This is a genomic window from Gemmatimonadaceae bacterium, assembly GCA_016720905.1.
Taxonomy (GTDB): domain Bacteria; phylum Gemmatimonadota; class Gemmatimonadetes; order Gemmatimonadales; family Gemmatimonadaceae; genus Gemmatimonas.
The window spans coordinates 152,433-170,745 of record JADKJT010000001.1 but is presented as its reverse complement, the minus strand read 5'-3'; the positions used below and the strand labels follow the sequence as shown (position 1 = coordinate 170,745).

Annotated in this window: 14 protein-coding genes; 12 read left to right on the top strand and 2 right to left on the bottom strand. The window is 61.9% G+C overall.

Annotated elements, in window-relative coordinates:
- Window positions 1-105 precede the first annotated feature (105 nt).
- Complete coding sequence (locus tag IPP90_00660; GenBank protein ID MBL0169224.1) at window positions 106-255, top strand: hypothetical protein; 150 nt, start codon at window positions 106-108, stop codon at window positions 253-255.
- A gap of 17 nt (window positions 256-272) precedes the next feature.
- Here IPP90_00660 and IPP90_00655 read toward each other — a convergent pair whose 3' ends face one another.
- Both IPP90_00655 and IPP90_00650 read right to left on the bottom strand, forming a co-directional pair.
- Complete coding sequence (locus tag IPP90_00655; GenBank protein ID MBL0169223.1) at window positions 273-1,499, bottom strand: hypothetical protein; 1,227 nt, start codon at window positions 1,497-1,499, stop codon at window positions 273-275.
- A 77-nt stretch (window positions 1,500-1,576) separates the two neighbouring features.
- On the bottom strand, window positions 1,577-1,840 hold the full coding sequence (locus IPP90_00650; GenBank protein MBL0169222.1) for a hypothetical protein: 264 nt from the start codon (window positions 1,838-1,840) through the stop codon (window positions 1,577-1,579).
- A 229-nt stretch (window positions 1,841-2,069) separates the two neighbouring features.
- On the opposite strand from IPP90_00650, the gene IPP90_00645 reads away from it, so the two are divergent.
- From IPP90_00645 to IPP90_00595, 11 genes are all read left to right on the top strand, one after another.
- On the top strand, window positions 2,070-2,480 hold the full coding sequence (locus IPP90_00645) for a hypothetical protein (GenBank protein MBL0169221.1): 411 nt from the start codon (window positions 2,070-2,072) through the stop codon (window positions 2,478-2,480).
- Between the two features lie 656 nt (window positions 2,481-3,136).
- Entirely contained in the window at window positions 3,137-3,868 is a 732-nt protein-coding gene (locus IPP90_00640; GenBank protein MBL0169220.1) for a hypothetical protein, read from the top strand.
- A 690-nt stretch (window positions 3,869-4,558) separates the two neighbouring features.
- The gene (locus IPP90_00635) at window positions 4,559-4,738 is read left to right on the top strand and encodes a hypothetical protein (protein MBL0169219.1); all 180 of its coding nucleotides are present in this window, start codon (window positions 4,559-4,561) and stop codon (window positions 4,736-4,738) included.
- A 1,029-nt stretch (window positions 4,739-5,767) separates the two neighbouring features.
- Window positions 5,768-6,244: a hypothetical protein gene (locus tag IPP90_00630; GenBank protein ID MBL0169218.1), complete on the top strand. Its 477-nt coding sequence runs from the start codon at window positions 5,768-5,770 to the stop codon at window positions 6,242-6,244.
- A gap of 1,405 nt (window positions 6,245-7,649) precedes the next feature.
- Window positions 7,650-7,814, top strand: a complete 165-nt coding sequence (locus IPP90_00625; protein MBL0169217.1) for a hypothetical protein — start codon at window positions 7,650-7,652, stop codon at window positions 7,812-7,814.
- Window positions 7,815-8,235: 421 nt separating this feature from the next.
- Window positions 8,236-9,351 (top strand): hypothetical protein, encoded by a 1,116-nt coding sequence (locus tag IPP90_00620; GenBank protein ID MBL0169216.1) that lies wholly within the window; start codon window positions 8,236-8,238, stop codon window positions 9,349-9,351.
- Between the two features lie 294 nt (window positions 9,352-9,645).
- On the top strand, window positions 9,646-10,131 hold the full coding sequence (locus tag IPP90_00615) for a biotin/lipoyl-binding protein (protein ID MBL0169215.1): 486 nt from the start codon (window positions 9,646-9,648) through the stop codon (window positions 10,129-10,131).
- On the top strand, window positions 10,049-10,792 hold the full coding sequence (locus IPP90_00610; GenBank protein MBL0169214.1) for an efflux RND transporter periplasmic adaptor subunit: 744 nt from the start codon (window positions 10,049-10,051) through the stop codon (window positions 10,790-10,792). The genes IPP90_00615 and IPP90_00610 overlap by 83 nt, the downstream gene beginning before the upstream one ends.
- A 12-nt stretch (window positions 10,793-10,804) precedes the next feature.
- Entirely contained in the window at window positions 10,805-13,951 is a 3,147-nt protein-coding gene (locus IPP90_00605) for an efflux RND transporter permease subunit (protein MBL0169213.1), read from the top strand.
- The gene (locus tag IPP90_00600; GenBank protein ID MBL0169212.1) at window positions 13,948-17,001 is read left to right on the top strand and encodes an efflux RND transporter permease subunit; all 3,054 of its coding nucleotides are present in this window, start codon (window positions 13,948-13,950) and stop codon (window positions 16,999-17,001) included. Before IPP90_00605 ends, IPP90_00600 begins: the two co-directional genes overlap by 4 nt.
- Window positions 17,002-17,046: 45 nt before the next feature.
- Window positions 17,047-18,267 carry a hypothetical protein gene (locus IPP90_00595; protein MBL0169211.1) on the top strand — a complete coding sequence of 407 codons (1,221 nt, stop codon included), beginning with the start codon at window positions 17,047-17,049 and terminating at the stop codon, window positions 18,265-18,267.
- Window positions 18,268-18,313: the final 46 nt, after the last annotated feature.

The window sequence follows — 18,313 nt, the reverse complement described above, 5'->3', positions numbered from 1 at the left end:
TCGCCAAAAACTCGTTGCCCATGGTGACCGGTAGTTGCCCACTGTGACGCGGTACGTGTGCCAACCAGGTGCAATCAATGGTCACCCCTTCAACTGGAGTGACACATGATCGAGTCCCGTCGCCTGCTGCTTGTTGCCTTGCTCGCCATTGCGCCCGCCGTTGCGGCCTGTGGTTCCATTACTGGTAACGACGATCCGCCACCGCCGCCGCCGCCGGCCGACTCGACGCACTTTGACAACCGTCCCTGGGGTTGAGTCGATCTGTGGCATTGTCAGACCGACAGCGCTTCCAGTCGATGAATACCGACGCCAATGTGCGGGTCCTGACGGTCAAACGTGAGGACCGGATCCAGCACCACGTTCGCCACCGGGGCGTTGTGCTGCTCGGCGCGCGCCCACCCGGCGGCAAGCGTGTCGGCTTTGAACTCGTACTCGTGAAAACCAAAGCGATTGGCCAAGCCCCGGCTCTCTTGAAGCCGGGCGTTGGCCGTCCCGCGTTGGCCGACAACGGCCCACGACTCGGCGGAGTACAACAACACCATCGCGGCAACGTGAGGGAGGTTCGCTCGTGCGATGTCGCGGAGGAGCTCCTGGTCGAACTGGCGCACTCGTTCAAGGTCGCCAAGTCGCGCGGCCGCCCGTACGGCGCCACTCAAAGTGACCATATGGACGCGTGCAACCTGCGACAGCGTGAGCGCGTGCTCGAACCCGGACATCGCGGCCTGAAAGAAGCCAGCACGAAGCGCCACGACCGAAAGATCAGCGAGCGCGGCGGTGCGCGCGTCGAGGTCGTGTTCGGTCGCGTCATACAGTTGCCAGCCGTAGATGAGGGCGTCGGCCACTCGTCCGCCGTCAAGCGAAATCGTCATGAGGCCCTGGCAGGCGGATGCGAACGCCATACCTGACGGCACGGCCAATTCCAGCGCCTTGAGGTACTCTGCCTCAGCTGCTGGCATATTGCCGCGCGTGTCATGCAGGAGTGCGAGTCCAATGTGCCCTCGCGCCGCGAGGGGGCCATCACGCTCGCGCATGCTGGTATTCAGCATGGTGACGTAACAGTCTTCTGCGGTTGACAGGTCATTCATCTGTCGCGCGATGCGCCCCAGATGGACCGTGGCCAGTGCGGCGCTCACGTAGTCGGCGCGCGCGGTGAGCCGACAGATCGCCGATACCGTGGTATAGGCGAGTTCGAAGCAGCCCGCGCGCTCCATGGCTTCGGCCGCCGCGCGGAATTGCTCCGCGACCCGCTCCAATTGATCTGATGGAGCGGGCTGCACGTCGTGACGCATGGTCGGCCGTTCGTTCGCGAACGCGACTAGCAGCGCACGCGCGGCATCGAGGGCGACGGTGCGTCGCACGCCAGACGACGCACTCAGCTGGTCGGCCGATTGGGCGACCGATAGCCAGGGAATAAGCGCGTCCCCAAGGTCCGACGCGCGTTCGGCGGCATGGCGCGCATCCTCGGCAAACGCCTGCAGGGGAGTGAGGGGCTTACGCATGGGCGTAGGAGTGGCGGGGCAATACTGCCATTCCAATGAATTTCATCATTGGCGCACCCTGAGGAAAGAGGAGAATGTCATATGGGCATCGGCTGTTTGAGCATGCTGTACATCGTGGACACCAATTGCTCGGCCCACTCCGCGCGTTCGTTCCAGTGTTGCATGGCCCGCAGTCGCCTCACGTCGTCGCTGGCGCGATCGATGTCTTCCATCGCGGCATAGAGATCCAGTCGCACGGCTTTCAGTGCACGAACCATGTCATCGACCTGCGCCGCGGGACCGCAGACCTCGGCGGATTCGAGCACGCGGTCGATCGCGTTGAGGAGTTTCGACGCAAGCATATCGGTAGTTTGCACCCGTGCTGGCGAAATCAACCGGTCACCATGGGCAACTACCGGTCACCATGGGCAACGAGTTTTGGAAATCGATGGATTGGGGATTGCGTTTCGTCCGGGGGGGGGATTGTCAGTGTGCCGAACGGCGTGCCGTTGGGCCAACACGCTGGTTGAGGCCCGCGAGTTGAACAAATCTCGCGAGACGCGCCATTCCTTACGCACAGTGAAATCCACAATGACAGGTCTGTCGGATACAGTGGCACGCGCCACCAGCATCTGGTCGGCGACACTATCCAAATGTCCCGAGGTGACCAGCCTCTTCGAGGAGTGTCACCTGAGTCTGCGTGTGTCCCAGGCCGCAGCATTGCTCGGCCTGCCGAACAAGACGGCGCTTCGACGACTGCTCGTGGCGCACAGACTCCCACCATTTCAGTCGCTGAGAAACTGGTGCTATGTGGTGCACCTCACCGAGCGATTCGAGAATGAAGGCGCTCTTTCAGCGTGGGCGTTGCGCCGCGGAGGGGATCCGGCGTCGTACTACAAACTCGTGCGCGAAACGACTGGTCACTCGTGGAGCGAAGTGAAAGAGTCTGGTCCGGAGTGGGTGCGTCGGATGGCGCTGCAGGTTTGGGCGCCGCATCTGTAAGCGTCGTCGAGTATGGTCGTTTAGCGTCATAGCGCCGGTTCAGGATGCTGCGTACAGTGACTTCGATTCGCAGAAGCGGTTGATCTCGTGCAAGTTTGAGGCATGTCCAAGGTCAGTGTGCGCAGCGTACTCAATGCGTCATCGTCAGGACGTCTTAGGTCCAATCCCGAGCCACAACATTTCGTGTTGCCGTAGGTCCGTCAGCAGCAGTACGAACAGCCGCTCCGTCAGATGGCGCGAGCCGCGCAGGCCAAGTGTCCGTCCAAAGGGTTGACTCCATGGTGCATGGGCTAGGAATTGTCGCTTCGGCTCTCCTGACCAGCGCAATACCGCTGATCGTTGACGGGCAAACGCCCAACAAACACGTGCCCAACGACCTAGCGCAGGGCGGCGCCTGCGTGGCTCAACCAGTCGCCGTCGCGCGCGAGTTCCTGTTCGACCGAATATTTCCAGCGGGGCGCCTGGATACAATTCCTGACGCCGGTCCCGATGCGGCTCTCGGGATCCGTGTTCTAGATAGAAATGCTAGTGGGCAAGTACTCATCATCGACTCAAGAAGTCGACGGATCACAATCAGAGATGCCAATCTGCGAAGCAGCAGGTCGATCGGGCGTGAGGGTGAAGGACCAGGAGAGTTCAGGCTACCCTCTGCCGGAATGTTCGATGCGAACGGAGACATTGTCGTGATCGACATGGCCCTTAGTCGCATGTCGATCTTCCAGCCGAACGGGGTGCTTATTAGTTCGGTCCCGCGCATTCCATCCAACATAAGGCAGGTCGTTGGAACGGGTGCAAGTTCGTTTCTACTGCTCGGCGCCGTGCCGAAGGCCAACTACATCCACCTTGCAACGCTTGTCGAACGGGACGGACAAGTGAAATGGCAAGGTGTACCAGCCGAACCGATTCTTCAGGCAACGAACCTTGTAGTGGACGGAGTGTGGGGAGCACTGACTCGTGGTGGAACCGCCGTTCTCGGACTGAGCATCTCGCCCACCATTGTCCGTGTTGACCTTAAGGACGGGCATGAAGTCTGCAGATCAAACATCCCGCGGCAATACTGGGTGCAGTTGGACCCTCGCCTGCGCCCGGCAGGTGGAGGCCTCGGGCCGACACGGGACTGGATCGACCGCGCATCGCACGTCCAGTCTGCCCATTCGTTGAGCAATGGGGATCTGTTGCTATCTACAGAACGGACCGCTCCGAACGGCGAAGTCCAGAATGAATGGCACATTTTTGACACTCGTCTCGCTGCGACAAAACGCATTCGCAACGTACCCGGACGGCTCTTGCGCGTCTTCAACGACACTGCTTGGATAACTGGCGCGACTGAGGACGGGAGGGCAATCATTCGCCGAGTTCAATTGTTCCCGAGCCTTGCGAAGCCGTGAAGAACGCCTTGGGCTCGGGATGGGCGCGTCAAGCGGCCGCAATCCTTGTCGGTGGACTTGCGATCCTTGCGAGCACTCACCTGCAGTCGTCGATCGTTGAGCCCATACGCACGCTCATCGCCGCAAGCTACGTGTCGACCATAGTTCCCATGAGCGACAGCGCGTCACGTGGCGTGAAGGGCGAATTCAGTAGTGTGCTCCTTATCCAAGCATCGCGGTGCCTGTCCTGTATCGCAGAGATATCAAGGTTCGCAGAGCGCGCGGCCGCACATAAGTTGGCAGCGCCGTTTGTGATTCTCATTGGCACAGATTCAGATTCGCTCTTACAGCGCGAGATTGCTGAACATTCCGGCATTGATGTCAAGTTCAGGGTGCTCTCGCAAACAAGGGAGAGGTGGGTGATGAAGACCTCCCGACCGCCTATCCGCGTCATTATGCGTGGTCGATCTGTCGTGTTGATGAACTCGGGAAAATGGGGTGAGAGTGAATTCTGGGACGCGGCTGCCAAAAAGCTCGGCACCCGACTCCGCGATGAACTCGGGGGAAGTCCAAGCACCTCCGTCCGCCTTCCCTGATCGACGTTCGGAAATTGTCGACGCCAGACGCGCCGACGCTCACTCAGCGCAGCCGGCGTTGGGTGTTAGATCGGTGGCCAAGATGGCCACACAAACCTTTGAGGAGAGATCGAACATGAGAAAGGAACGGACGAGAGCATCAATTCGCGTTGCGATCGCTGCCGCAATCTGCGCGATTGCGATCAACGCTGCTCATGCGGCAGACGCGCCCAAACATCATCTTGTATACGATGGAATCGACAAGCTGTTCTATTGCCTTGGCACTCCAGTCGATTGCGATTTCGGCGAGGAGTAGCGGCCATTGGTGTGAACCTTGGATCAAACCACTCAACTTCCCGGAGGTGTCATCATGAAAAGAAACGCTCTAAAATTCGCGTGCGTGGTCATCGCAGCTGTCGTCGTGGGAGCCGCGTCAACGGCTCGGGCGGACGAAGACAATATCCACCATCTCGTCTACGATCAGACTGACGGTATCTATTACTGCTTCGGAACGCCTCTCAATTGTGTCGGCGGAGCAAGCTGACCGTTACGTGAACTGTCTCGCGCCGCGCATCGGCGTGCCCTTCGAAATCCCCTGTCCGGAAGTCCAGTCAATCTGAGTCAATCCCGCCGAGCCTGCGAGGCGTGAACACTCACCTTGACTGGACTTTTGGACCGGGAATCGTCGGCTGGAAAGAATGTGGCATGAGCGCGCATCCGCGACTCGGTGCGCGAGCCTGCTTTCGTCATCGTGCTCGCCCCCCCCCTCATTTCGCGTACCCGGTGACCGATCTTGTCGGACAAGACATCCAAACCCTTCCGGCCACGAGGTCCACAAAGCCCCACTAGAAGTTGCGCCTCCCCGCCGTCCCCAGTTCTCAATCGCATCGTCATTCAAGACCCTGCACTCTCACGTAGGTTCGGTTCTCTGTTGCTCCCCATAACGCTCGCTGCGGACACTGCCTGTAAGAATGACGACGTTCAGTCGACGATTCCACCAGGCCAGGCACCGGTGAATCACCTGCATTTCGAAATCGTGTAAGCGTCGCTTTGCCAAAGCACATCGTGCTCTCGTCGAAACCCTCGACTCATCGAATACTCTCAAGTGAACAGAATGGCGCTTCTTGTCCTCACGACTCTTGTCGCGTGGGGATGCCAAGCCGATCGAGATGGTTGGTCGGAGGCGAACGCCACGTCGCTGACGCGAATCACGCGAGTCGACTCGCTTCTCGGACCTGATCGTTCGAACTTTGTCCCTTCTACAACGGTTGGGATCCACCTGCGAATTGGCATGTTTGCGCTCGCGGATTCGTACGAGCAGAGAATTGCCGTGTTCGATTCCGCGGTGACTCTCGTGAAGTCGATCGGCCGCCGCGGCAGCGGGCCTGGCGAGTTCCAGAGCGTCGGTGGAATCTTCTCGCTGCCTGGCGATAGCATCATGGCATTTGACCCAACCTCCAATCGTCTCCTGGTCTATGATGGTGCCTTGGGCAATGCCATTGATCAGGTCTTGTCAGAGTGGGTCGCAAAGGACAACATCCAGACCACCGTGGCAGGACGTTTTCGCGATGGCCGGTTGGTGGGGATTCGCCGCCGACGCGTGGTAAATCGAACCGCTACCGCACGGATCGCAGCCGACACTCCAGTCGTGGTCGTCGGCATGCCAAGCTATCGCCCGGAGGAGTTTGTTCGGCTTCCGATTCGTCGCTATGTCGCCGTCGGAGAAGGTCCGGCACGATACCGAATATCCCTCGACGAGATTGCGACGGTGGTTGGAGCCGTGTGCGATGAGGCATCATCGTCGTCGACTCGTCGGGTGTGAAAGTGATGGATCTCAAGGGGCGTATCAATCAAACGTACCCACTGCCGTTCTCGCGTCGGCCCATCTCTGACAAGGAGCGGAACGACGTGCTCGATCGCGCCGTCGGCGGTATCCGAGATGCCGGTCAGCGAGCGCTGACTCGGCGAATGCTGGAGAGCGATGCTAATGGAATACGGTCAGCATTCTCGGCGCCAATGATCGATGCAGCGGGCGGCCTCTGGTTTCCAGTGCCGAACCGTCGGCGAACGTTGCGCGAACGAGTCTTGACGGGCGGGTCCAGTCAGTGGTGCAGCTAGCGCACGCAGGATTTCCATTCCAGATCAACCGAGATCGAATTCCCATGGTCATGCCGGGAAGGGATAGTACCGATGCCGTTGTTGAGTTTAGCCACCTCGACACCACGGGAATGGGCGAAGCTCGGCCGCTCGGATGGTGTCACGCGCCGTTCCGACCGTAGCGATGCCACTGAGCATTCGGTCACGATCGTGCTATGGAGGCGCTTGCGAAGTAGACTTTCGGATCATGTTTGCTGGACGCGCCCTCGCCAGTGCACTCAGGCTGCCAGTCGTCACTTTCAGGTTCCGTCATTGAGAATCCAGCACCAGCGTCTGCTTCGCTTGATTGCGCGAGGCCTCCTGCCTCTCCTTGCTATCGGGTGCGAAGGTAGAGTCGTCAAGCAGCCCGGCGCCATGTCAGCGGAGCGACTTCATGTCCAATTTGACACAATTGCGCTTGCCTGTTCCGATGCGAAGGGGCGGCCACTTGTCGGCGTTGCGGACGAGCTAGGCCTTGATTCGTTGTCTCGGCTATTGGTTTTGGATCGGCGTGCGAACCGAATAGTAACCTCCGATTCACAGGGTCGTTGTACCACGATCGGGCGCGCGGGGGGAGGACCCGGCGAACTGATTTCGTCCTATGGAATGACTGTACTTGCGGACGGACGGATCGCCGTTGGCGACCTCGGCCGACGAGGGTTGGTGATCTTCAAGGAAGACGGATCATTCGATCGCAATCTGGTACTTGGATTGTCGGGGGAGCCTTCGGGAGAGCACCCACTGGTTGCATCACATTCGGCACTGCTGTCTTCAGAGACGATCCCCACTCCCAATCGAGCGAAGGTCTCTGTTCGCGCTCGTGAGCGAATTGTAGTCCATTCACTGTCTGGTGATTCCATGTTGACCGTTACGCCGTCGCCGCCGGTTGCTGGAGAGTGCCAGAGGAGTCCGCCCTTGAGCTTGGGATTTCCACGCAGTATGCCGCATCATTTCAGTATGTCGGTGGGACTGATGGATCCGTCATTGGGGGGTGCACGCAATCGGACTCAATATGGCGCTATGCTCTGGAATCGCCTGACCACCCGACGCTTGTCGCCAGGCTTGAGCGAGACCGGCCCGCGATTCCGAGTGTGGTTCGAGACGTGCTGCTCGAAGAAGCACTAAGACGGTTCCGGCCGGATATCCCGAAACTGCAAACGGCAGATATCGATGTCCCTGAACGCATTCCTTCGTGGCGTTTTCTGGCGCGAATGGACGTCGATCGGATCGTCCTGCTCACGATTGACTCCGTCTAGTTTCGTACCCCATCCGGCGACGTCGGGGAAAGCCGCATTCGTCCGTGGTTTGGGCTGCATATTGTTGATACTCGCCGCGGAACGCAGCATCATGTGGCACTTCCGAATGTAGTGGTGAAGAGTGCTGGAATTACGGCAGGGAATAGTGCGACACTTATTCGAATTGAGCTGGAGAGTGGTGAGGAGGCAGTGCTCCGAGTCCGATTTCGACCGGATCGCTGAATGCGGGTCTTGAGAGTTTGAAACGAAAACGTACACATTCTGCTTGATGATTGTGCGATGGAGAGGTCGTTCAAGCGATGGCCGGTGGTCGCAGCCACCCGTGCGCAAAGCGCGGTCGCGAATGCGCGCGTCCTGTTTCACCACTCTTGGCGCGCCGACACGTCGTAGAGTCGCATCAGGCGTTATACTGGCGATCACGATGATCGCGGTTGCCTGCAAAGCCTCCCCAGGTGGCGGCAGCGTAGAAACGACGGTGACGGACAGTGCCGGCGTTCGCCTGGTCAGCTTCGCACGCTTGCCGACCGGCCCAGGCGCGGTGCGACTGTCATCGCGACCGTATCTCACGCTCGGTGGCATACAAGAAGACGACAGCCTGGAGTTTGATGCGCGTGGCATCTTTCTCAGCGGTACGTTCTTGGCGGACGGCCAGATCGTTGTCGGCGACCATCAGCGACTTAAGTATTTCGACGGACGCGGACGGCTCGTCAGGATCGTCGGCAGAGGCGGAAATGGTCCCGGGGAGTTCTCGGACGTTCGAGATCTCTGCCCTCAGCGTGACAGCTCGTTGGTCGTGCTCGACGCCGACGGACGTTGGACCGTGTGGGATCGGTCTGGAAATCTCCGTCACGCGCAAGCCCGGCTGGGGCTCGTGCCGTACAACGGTTGCTCCAGCGATGGTTCGGTCATCGTTCGCGACTTTTCAATGGGGGATTCATACGACGCGACGAGACGGCGCATGCTTCCATATGCGTTGTATCGAACTGACGGCACGTTGCTTCAGCCTCTCGGACGTCTCGCGGCGCCCGAGTATTTCGGCCCAATCTTCTTTGAGCCGCGTTTCGGGATTCTTGCTGGCGAACTACTGATCGGTGAACCGCAAAGGTTTGAAGTTCGCACGCAATCGCTCGCCACCGGGCGCGTGACCAAAATGTGGCGAGTGCAGGGCGCACTGCGTGAGCTGACTGATGCGGTCTGGGATACCTTGATGACGACTGGCTTCCCTTCCGATGCGACACCTCAGCAGCGCAAAAAGCACATTTCACGAATGAAGCAATTTGTGAAACCGGCCGCGTATCCCGCTTTTTGGCAGGTTCGTGGTGACCCGCGCGGACGCATCTGGATCAATCCGTACTTTGATCACCTGCATTGGTACGTTATCGACAATGGTGGGGCCAGGATTTCGCTGGTGAGCCTTCCGCTGCCGGAGGCTCAGCGACCCCAATTGGTCAGCTTTGCTGAAGACGTCGTGGTAATTCGCCACTTTGATGAGTCGGGCGCAGCGCAGCTGAGCTTCTATCGGGTGGAGACTCGCTAGAATGGCGCTGTGGCAAAGGACGGTTCTCGACGTCGATCTTGCGGGATTTAGCCCCCCGTTAGGACGATTTCGCTCTCGCCAACCCGCTGCCCGAACCACACATTGAGAAGATCCGGCAACCCTTTGCTCCGGGCGCGACATCCAATCCCTGTCTGGCCAACTGGTCAGCGAATACCGACGTGGTTCCTGCGTCCCCGCCGTCCCCGGGCCTCCATTGCGTCGTCAATTATGATCGCTTTTCCCTTTCGAAAGTCCGGCGCGCGGTGCGTTGTGCGACCGCTGCTGTTGGTCGCCATGCTCGCCGCCGCTAGCGCCTGTAAGAGAGGCGACGCCACCGCCGGCGATTCCACCAAGCCGGCCACCGGCGACGCCTCCGCAGCCGCCTCGGCCAACGCCGACGGAGCGCCACAGTCCCAACTTGCCCTCCCCGTCACTGCCGACGCGGCGCGCGAAGGCGACCTGATTTTGCGCGTGAACACTACCGGCCAGATCCGCTCCGACGCCGCCGTCAAACTCCGCGCCGAAGTGGCCGGCACGGTCGCCCAGGTACTGGTTCGCCCCGGCGCGCGCGTCACCAAAGGTCAGGTGCTGGTTAAGCTCGACCCGTATCCGTTTGACCTGGCCGTGCGCGAAGCACAGGCATCCACCGATCAGGCCGAGCAGAGCGTATCTCGAACTCTACCTGCCCGACTCGTTGGTGACCGGCCGCAGCCCCACCGCGGCACAGCGCACCGCGCTGATGAACAAGACGGGCCTCCCCGGCGCTCGGCTCAAGCTTGAACGAGCCAAGTGGGAGCAATCGCGCGCCATCATCACCAGTCCGGTCGATGGCATGATTGACGGCATCGACATTGCCGTCGGTGAGCGATTGACCGGAGGACAGCAACTGCTCACCGCCGTCGACACCCGCAATCTCCGCATTGAAGCCCAGGTGCTTGAACACGACCTTCCGCTCATTCGCGTAGGCGGTGAAGCGATGATCACCTCGGCTGGCGCACCGGGCCGTGCCATTCGCGGCCGCATTGATGCGGTGCTGCCAATGGTGGACTCGGTTACCCGCGCCGGTCGCGCCATTGTGCGTGTGGTTGGCGACGGCGCACTGCGCCCGGGCATGTACGCCGACGTGCAACTGGAGGCCACCCGACTCACCAATCGACGTCTGGTGCCGGCTCGCGCCGTGATCGAGCGCGATGGTCGTCCGCTGGTGTTCGTGGTGAAAGATGGCCGCGCCCAGTGGACGTACATTCTGCCGGGACGCAGCAACGGCGTAGATACCGAAGTACTCCCCGATTCTGTTACGGGGCAGATTCCCGTGAACGCGGGCGATCAGGTCATCGTGGAAGGGCACCTCACGCTCACGCACGACGCACCGGTGCGCATCACTGCACCGCGCGAGCAGACGCCGGCCGATTCGACGGCTCGTCGTCGACCCAAGGCGTAAGGAAACCGCCCGGTGTCCATCGCCGCATTTGCTGTCCGTCGCCCGGTGGCGACGGTTGCCGCGGTACTGGCCGTTGTGCTCATGGGGTCGGTGTCGCTCAGTCGACTGCCGGTATCCCTGCTGCCCGACGTGTCGCTGCCCGTGCTGACCATTCGCACCGTCTACGCCGGCTCAGCGGCACCAGAAGTATCACGCTTTGTGGCCGAGCCCATTGAAGAGGCGATTGCCGCCACACCGGGACTCGTTGAACTGCGTTCTGTCAGCCGCAATGGCGAAGTCACCACCACCGCGCGATTTGCCTGGGGCACCGACATGCGCGGCACGGTGCTCACGGTGCGCGAACATCTCGATGCGGCGCGTGGCCAACTTCCCGAACGCGCCGAACGCCCGACGCTGCTTACCAGTGATCCGGGCGAGCGCCCAATTGCGGTGCTGGCGCTCAAGAGCAATCAGTCCAAGGGCGGCGGAGACCTGCGCAGTTTGGCGCGTACTGCGTCTGACGTGCACGCGCGCCGATTGGAACAGATTGAAGGCATTGCCAGTGTGGCGGTGGTGGGCGCACCGGAAGACCAGATTCGTGTCGATCTCGATCCTGAACGTTTGCGCGCACTCAATCTCACGCCCGAAGACGTGGCCGCCGCCATTCGTGCGCAGAACGCCACGGGCGCCGGCGGCACCATTCGCAAAGGACAATTTCGATTTTCGGTGCGCGCCCTTACCGAGTTTCGCACGCCGGCCGAGATACTCGATACGCCCGTGGGTCCGGTAGGGTCGGGCATTACGCTGCGCGACGTGGGCACCGTGACACTGGGATTGGCCGACCCGGAAACCATGACGCGTTTGGACGGCGCGCCGGCCATTGGCCTGGTGATTTACAAAGACGCCGGCTCCAACACGGTGGCCGTGACGGGGCGCATGCGCGAGGCCATTGCACAGTTGCAAACGGAGTTTGGCGGCATTGAAATCAACGTGGTTGCCGCGCAGGCCGATTTCGTGGAAGACGCCCTGTCCAACCTTGGTCAGGAGATTGTCGCTGGTGGCATTTTGTCGCTGCTGGTGATTCTGGTGTTCCTGCGCGATTGGCGCGTGTCGCTGGCCATTGGATTGGTGGTGCCGCTGTCGGTGCTGGTGGCACTGGTTGGACTGCAAGCCATGAATGTGTCCATCAACGTGCTGTCGTTGGGTGGACTGGCGCTGGGCACGGGCCTGTTGGTGGATACCGCCATTGTGGTGGCCGAAGCCGTAGGCCGACGACGCGACGAAGGGATGTCGTTGATGGACGCCGCCATTGCCGGCACCGACGAAGTGGCCGCACCGCTGTTTGCCGGCACCCTTACCACGGTGCTGGTATTCGGCCCCATCATTTTTGTGCGTGGCCTGGCCGCGGCACTGTTCCGCGACCTGTCGCTGAGTGTGGTGACGACCGTGGCCGCGTCGCTGTTGCTGGCGCTCACGCTCATGCCGGTCATGATTGTCGGCCGTCGGCGCAGCGCACGCGCGTTGCACGTGGCACCGCCGCCAGTGCGTACCAGTGCGCTGAACGAGACACTCGATAGGTGGGGTGTCACCCTGAGCGCGTGGTACGAGCATGGCATGGTGTGGTCACTTGGTCACGTGAAGTCGGTGTTTGGGCTGTCGTTTGTGCTGCTGGTGATTACCGGGGTGCTTATCTACACGCTGCCCAAGGAAATCTTGCCGCGGGTGGACGAAGGGGTGCTGGTGGCGCAGTTGCAGCTGCCGGAGGGCACCAGTATTGAAGCCACGGCGTTGCAAGTGGGCCGAGTGGAGCAGGCGGCGCGCACGCTGGGTGCCAGGGGCACGTATGCGCGGGTTGGCAAAGCCACCGACGAAGAAATTCTTGGTGGTGCCGACCCTGGTTCGAGTTCCACAGCGCAGCTTATTGTGCCTGTGCCGTCAAAGGCCGATGCGGCAGAGTTTGCGCAACGATTGCGCGCGTCGTTGCCCGACCTGGCCAATGGTGCGTTGGCGCTGGACCTGGCGGGCCAGTCGGAGTTTGGCTCGCTGATTGGGCGCGAGGGACGTTTGGTACGCGTGGAGCTTTCGGCGGCCAGTATCACCGAGTCGCAGCGCTGGGCCGACACCGTGCGGCGCACGCTGCGCACGTTGCCATCGCTGAGTGATGTGCGCGACGCCTATGCGGAAACGCAACCTATTGTGGAAGTCACGTTGGAGCGCACCCGATTGGCTGAACGCGGTATTGTGCCGCAGCAGGTGGCCAGCGCATTGGCTGGCGCGCTGGGCGGTGTGAATGCCAACGACCTGCGCGAAACCGACAAGCGCACACCCATCACGGTGCGCTATGCGGGCGTGCGCAACGAACAGTTGGAAACGGCGCTGCAAACACCCATTCGCGGTGTGCCGCTGGGGCAACTGGTGCAGGTGCGGGAAACACGCGCGCCGTTGGAAGTCATTCGCATTGGGCAACGTCCGGTCACCATTATTGAGGGGCTGGTGGAAACCGGTGGCACGGCCAAGGCCACCACCGATGTGCTGTCGCGCATGACGGCCATGGCATTGCCCAGTGGCGTGACGTGGCAGGTAGCGGGTGCCGACGCCGAGCGTCAACGCACCAGCGATGAACTGCTGCTGGTGCTGGTGTTGGCGGCGTTGTTGATGTTCTTGGTGCTGGCCGGTGAGTTTGCCAGCTTCACCATTCCCTTGGTAGTGATGCTCACGGTGCCACTGGCCGGTGCCGGCGCGGTGATCTTTTTGTGGATCACGGGGCAGTCGCTGAACGCGGTGTCGCTGATTGGTATTGTGGTGATGATTGGCATGGCCGATAACGAAGCGGTGGTGAAGCTCGATGCTATTCGCAAATTCCGCGAGGCGGGGCATTCCATTCACGACGCGATTCTGCTGGGTGGACATCAGCGGCTTCGGGCGATTGCCATGACGTCCATTACCACGGTCACGGGCGTGTTGCCGCTGGTGTTTGGGTGGGGCAGTGGTGGTGCGCTGTACCAGCCGTTGGCGGCGGGAATTATTGGCGGGTCTATCAGTGCGTTGCTGGTGACGTTCTTTTTGCTGCCGACGGCGTATGCGGTGATGGAGGGGAGACGGGAGACGGGAGATGGGAGACGGGAGACGGGTGGGAGACGGGAGACGGGAGACGGGAGACGGGAGATGGGCGACTTGTGATACGATTTGCGGCGCATCGACCGGCCGTTGTGTGGGCGGCGTGTATTGCGCTACTCATTGCGGGGGGCATTGCGTTTTCGCGCTTGCCTTTGGCCACGCGCACTACCGTGGAACTGCCGCAACTGTTTGTATCGGCCAGTTGGCCAGGGTCGGCGCCTGAGGTCATCGAGACCTACCTCACCTCGCCCATTGAAGCGGCGGTGCAGGGGGTGCGCGGGGTGCGGCGAGTGAACAGCACCTCCAACGACGACTACGCGAGTCTGCGCATTGACCTGGACGCCAAGGCCGATGTGCAGATGACGCGACTGGCCATTCTGGAACGGCTGGAACTGTTGCGTTCGGAGCTGCCGCCCGGGGTGTCGCAACCGTCGGTGCAGAACTATGTGCCGCAAGGGCTGGAAGACCCGCCGCTGATGTCACTCACAGTGTTTGGCCCGTACACGCCGGGCACGCTGCAGAAGCTGCTGAACGAGCGCGTGCAACCACGACTCACCGCCGTGCCGGGCGTGTCCGGGGTGTCGGTGCGCGGCGGTACCGATTTGGGCGTGTCGGTCACCTACGACGCGGTGTTGTTGCGGCGTATTGGTGTGTCGCCGCAACTACTCAGCGAGGCGTTGAGCGGCGCGCGCATGGTGCAATCACTGGGCGTACAGCAGCAGGGCACCACGGTGCGCAATGTGGTGCTGCGTGATCAACCGTCGGCGCTGGACGATTTGGAGCGCTTGCCAGTACGCGGCCCCGGCGGTCGCGTGTTCCGATTGGGCGAACTGGCCACCATCCGCGCCGAGGAAGATTCACGCGGGCGCTTCTTTCGCATTGATGGGGAGCCGGCGGTGGCTATCGAGATTTCGCGGCACGCGGGTGCCGATGCCATCAAGACTGCTGCTGCGTTGCGCGCCGCGATTGACGTCATGAAGCCGAGTTTGCCGCTGGGTGTGCGACTGCGCGTAAGCAACGATGCCAGCGAGGACTTGGCCAAGGAGTTGGGCGATCTCACCAAGCGCGGTGCGATTGCCTTTGCCGCGGTGATGCTGGTGCTGGCGGTGACGTTGCGGCGCTGGCGGGCGGTGGCGCTGGTGATGGGCAGCACCGCCGTGGCGATTTCGGCCACGGCACTCTCGTTGTACATGTTCAACGTGCCGGCCAACCTGCTCACACTAGCCGGATTGGGAATGGGCGTGGGCATTCTGGTGCAGGACGCGCTCATTGTCGTGAACCGATTGAGCACGGCACCCGACACCGCCGATGGCCGAGCCTCGGCGACGCGTCGCATCATGCCCGCGGTGGTGGGGAGCACGTTGACTACCGCAGTGGTGCTGTTTCCGTTTCTCTACCTGCAGGGCAACGCGCGCAGCGCCTTCGCGCCATTTGCCTCGGCGTTTGTCTTCGCGCTGGGGTGGAGCTTGTTCACGGCGTTGCTGATGGTGCCGGCATTGGGCGCGCGTTCCATGCATGGGCGCGAACGGTGGTCGCGCACGCAGCACATCTATGTGAAAGTGCTGGGGCGCATGATGCGCTGGCGGGCGGCCACGCTGCTGGTCACGGTGGGCGTGCTGGGCGTGCTCACCTGGGGGTTCATCAAAAAGGTGCCGCGCTCTTCGTTCTCCGGTTTTGGTGAGCGACGCACCACGCTGACGGTGAGCCTGTCGTTTCCGCGCGGCTCGGAGCCAACGAGTGTCGACAAGGCCATGCGCGAGTTCGAGCGCATTGTGGTGCGCCGCCCCGAAGTGGAGCAGGTGCGCACCTTTGCCGGTGGCAGCACGCAGGCGCAAATGCAGGTGCTGTTCACACGTGCCGGTGGACTGACGGCGGTGCCGCTGGAAATGCAGGAAGCGCTCACGCAGCGCGCCGTATTAATTGGTGGGGCTCAGGTGGGTGTATTCGGAGATGGTCCAGGTTTTTCGTCGGGCGGTGGCGGTGGCAGTTTCGCCTCGTTCCGCATTCGCGTGCTGGGCTATTCCTACGAAGGGGTGGCCACCATTGCCGACGATCTCAAGAGTCGACTGGAGCGCATCACGCGTGTACGTGAGGTGCGCATCACATCGGGTGGCTACTTTGGTGGCGATCATGGGTCGCAAGTCACGCTCGAACCCGATCGCAAGTCGCTGGCGAGATACGGGATTACCGCGTCGCAACTGGCGCAAGCGGTGGGGCGCGAAGTGCGCGGACCGGTAGGCCGCCAGCTATTGGAAATTGGCGGAGACGAGCTGCCGGTTACGGTGAAATCTGCGGGAGCGCTTGAGCGTTCACTGGACGAACTGCAGGATGCGCTGATCCCCACCACCACCGGGGCGCCGGTGCGCATCAGTGACGTGGCGTTCGTGGATGCGCGCGAAGCGCTCAGCACCATTGTGCGCGAAGATCAACAATACGTGCGACAGGTGGCCTACGATTTCCGTGGCCCCGCCAAGCTGGCTCGACGCACGCACACCGCGTTCATGAAGACACTGGCGGCGCCGGCCGGGTACAGCATTGTCGACATCACCGACGGATCTCCATTCGAGCGCGACAACAGCGAAAAGGGGCTGTGGTTGGTGTTCGCGGTGGGGATCACGCTGGTAGTGCTCACCGTGGCACTGGTGTTCGACTCGGTGTGGGGCGCGGCCATGGTGTTCTTGAGTTTGCCGCTGGCATTGTCGGGTGTGGCAGCGGCGTTCTGGGTGTTCAAGGTGGCGTTCACGCGCGAAGCCGCAGTGGGCGTGATACTCGTGGTGGGCCTCGCGGTGCATCAGTCCATTCTGCTGGTGGATGCTGCCCTGGCACGACGGCGTGCGCATCGGGATGCGGGCCACGATGTGCGCTTGGATGCGGGCATGGTGCTGCGCGCGGCCGTCGATCGTGGTGGCATGATCATGCTGATTACACTGGCGTCGCTGGCGTCGCTCATCCCGCTGTCGGTGGGCACCGACGCGGACAGCATGTTCGGGGCCATTGCGTTGGCTACGGCCGGCGGCACCGTTGCCGGCACGGTGGGCGCCATGTTCGTGGTACCGCTGCTGCTGGTGGGGCGGCGCGTGACAAAGCGGAAACGATCTGCCTGGCGTCGGTGACTAACCATTCGTCCCGGGCCAGCGTCCCCCTCACTGCATCCAGCCATGTCCTGCACTCACCGACTATCCGCCAGCGCGATTTCCGCGCTGTTCATCGCCATACCCAGCCTGCAGGGACAGGGTACGACCCGCACGCTCAGCAAGCCCGAGGCCGAGTACGCGGAACCGTTCTCGGCGATTGTCGCTGTTCGTGAATTGCGCGATGGCCGGGTGCTGGTGGCCGACACGAAGGACAAGACCGTCCAACTGGTGGACCTCAAGGCCGGAAAGGCCACCAAGGTGGGCCGTGAAGGGTCCGGACCAGGCGAGTACGGCCTTCCCATGCAGTTGGTCGGCGTGCCCGGCGACTCGAGCATCATTTTCGACCCGCTCAATTCCCGGTACCTGACCATCCTTCCCAATGGAAAGCCGGGATCGACCTTCCGCCTTGAGGACGGCGCCCCGCCGCCAAAACCCAGTGCTGGTGACGGGCCGGGGGGCGGTCGGGGAGTCGTAACCATCAACGCCCCCCGGGCCTCCGATGCGCAGGGGCGACTCTACTTCGAAGGATCTCCCCTCACCTTCGGCCCCGATGGACCAGTGGCATCCGACTCCGCGCCGGTCATGCGGTACGACCGAAAGACCTGGCGCTATGACACGGTGACCTTCGTCCAGCTCCCCAAGAACAGCGCCTCGGTGCAAAGCTCCAACTCGGGCGGGTCTCGCAACGTGCAGGTGCGCATTGGCGCCAGGACGCCCTTCCCCGCCCGCGACGCGTGGACCGTGCTCCCCAATGGCAGCGTGGTTGTGGTGCGCGTCAAGGACTATCACGTGGAGGTGATTGCGCCGACCAGGCAGGTGGTGCGAGGCCCCGCCGTGGTGTTCACGCCGGTCAAAGTGGGTGAGGCAGAAAAACAGGAATTCCGCGATTCGCAGAAGGGGTCGGCCGCACTTGGCATCACCCGCTCGGTTGAGAATGGCAAGGTGACCACTGGTGCCGCCCCGGCGCCGCCGGCCGAGGAACCCAAGGAGTGGCCGACGACAAAGCCGGCATTTACCCAGAACGGGGTCTTTGTCACGCCCGCCGGTGAAATCTGGGTGCTGCGGTCGCGGGCGGCCAAAGATGAGACCCCGCGATACGACGTATTCTCGGCTGTCGGAAAGCAAACGGGCCAGGTGGTACTTCCCCGCAAGACCCGTCTCATTGGCTTTGGTGTAGCCGGGGCGATCTACACCGTTCGCAGCGACGAGGACGACCTGCAGTATCTCCAGCGCTTCCGGGGTTGACGGGGCTCCGCTACACTTGGAGGGCGCGCCGTTCGCCCCATCCAAT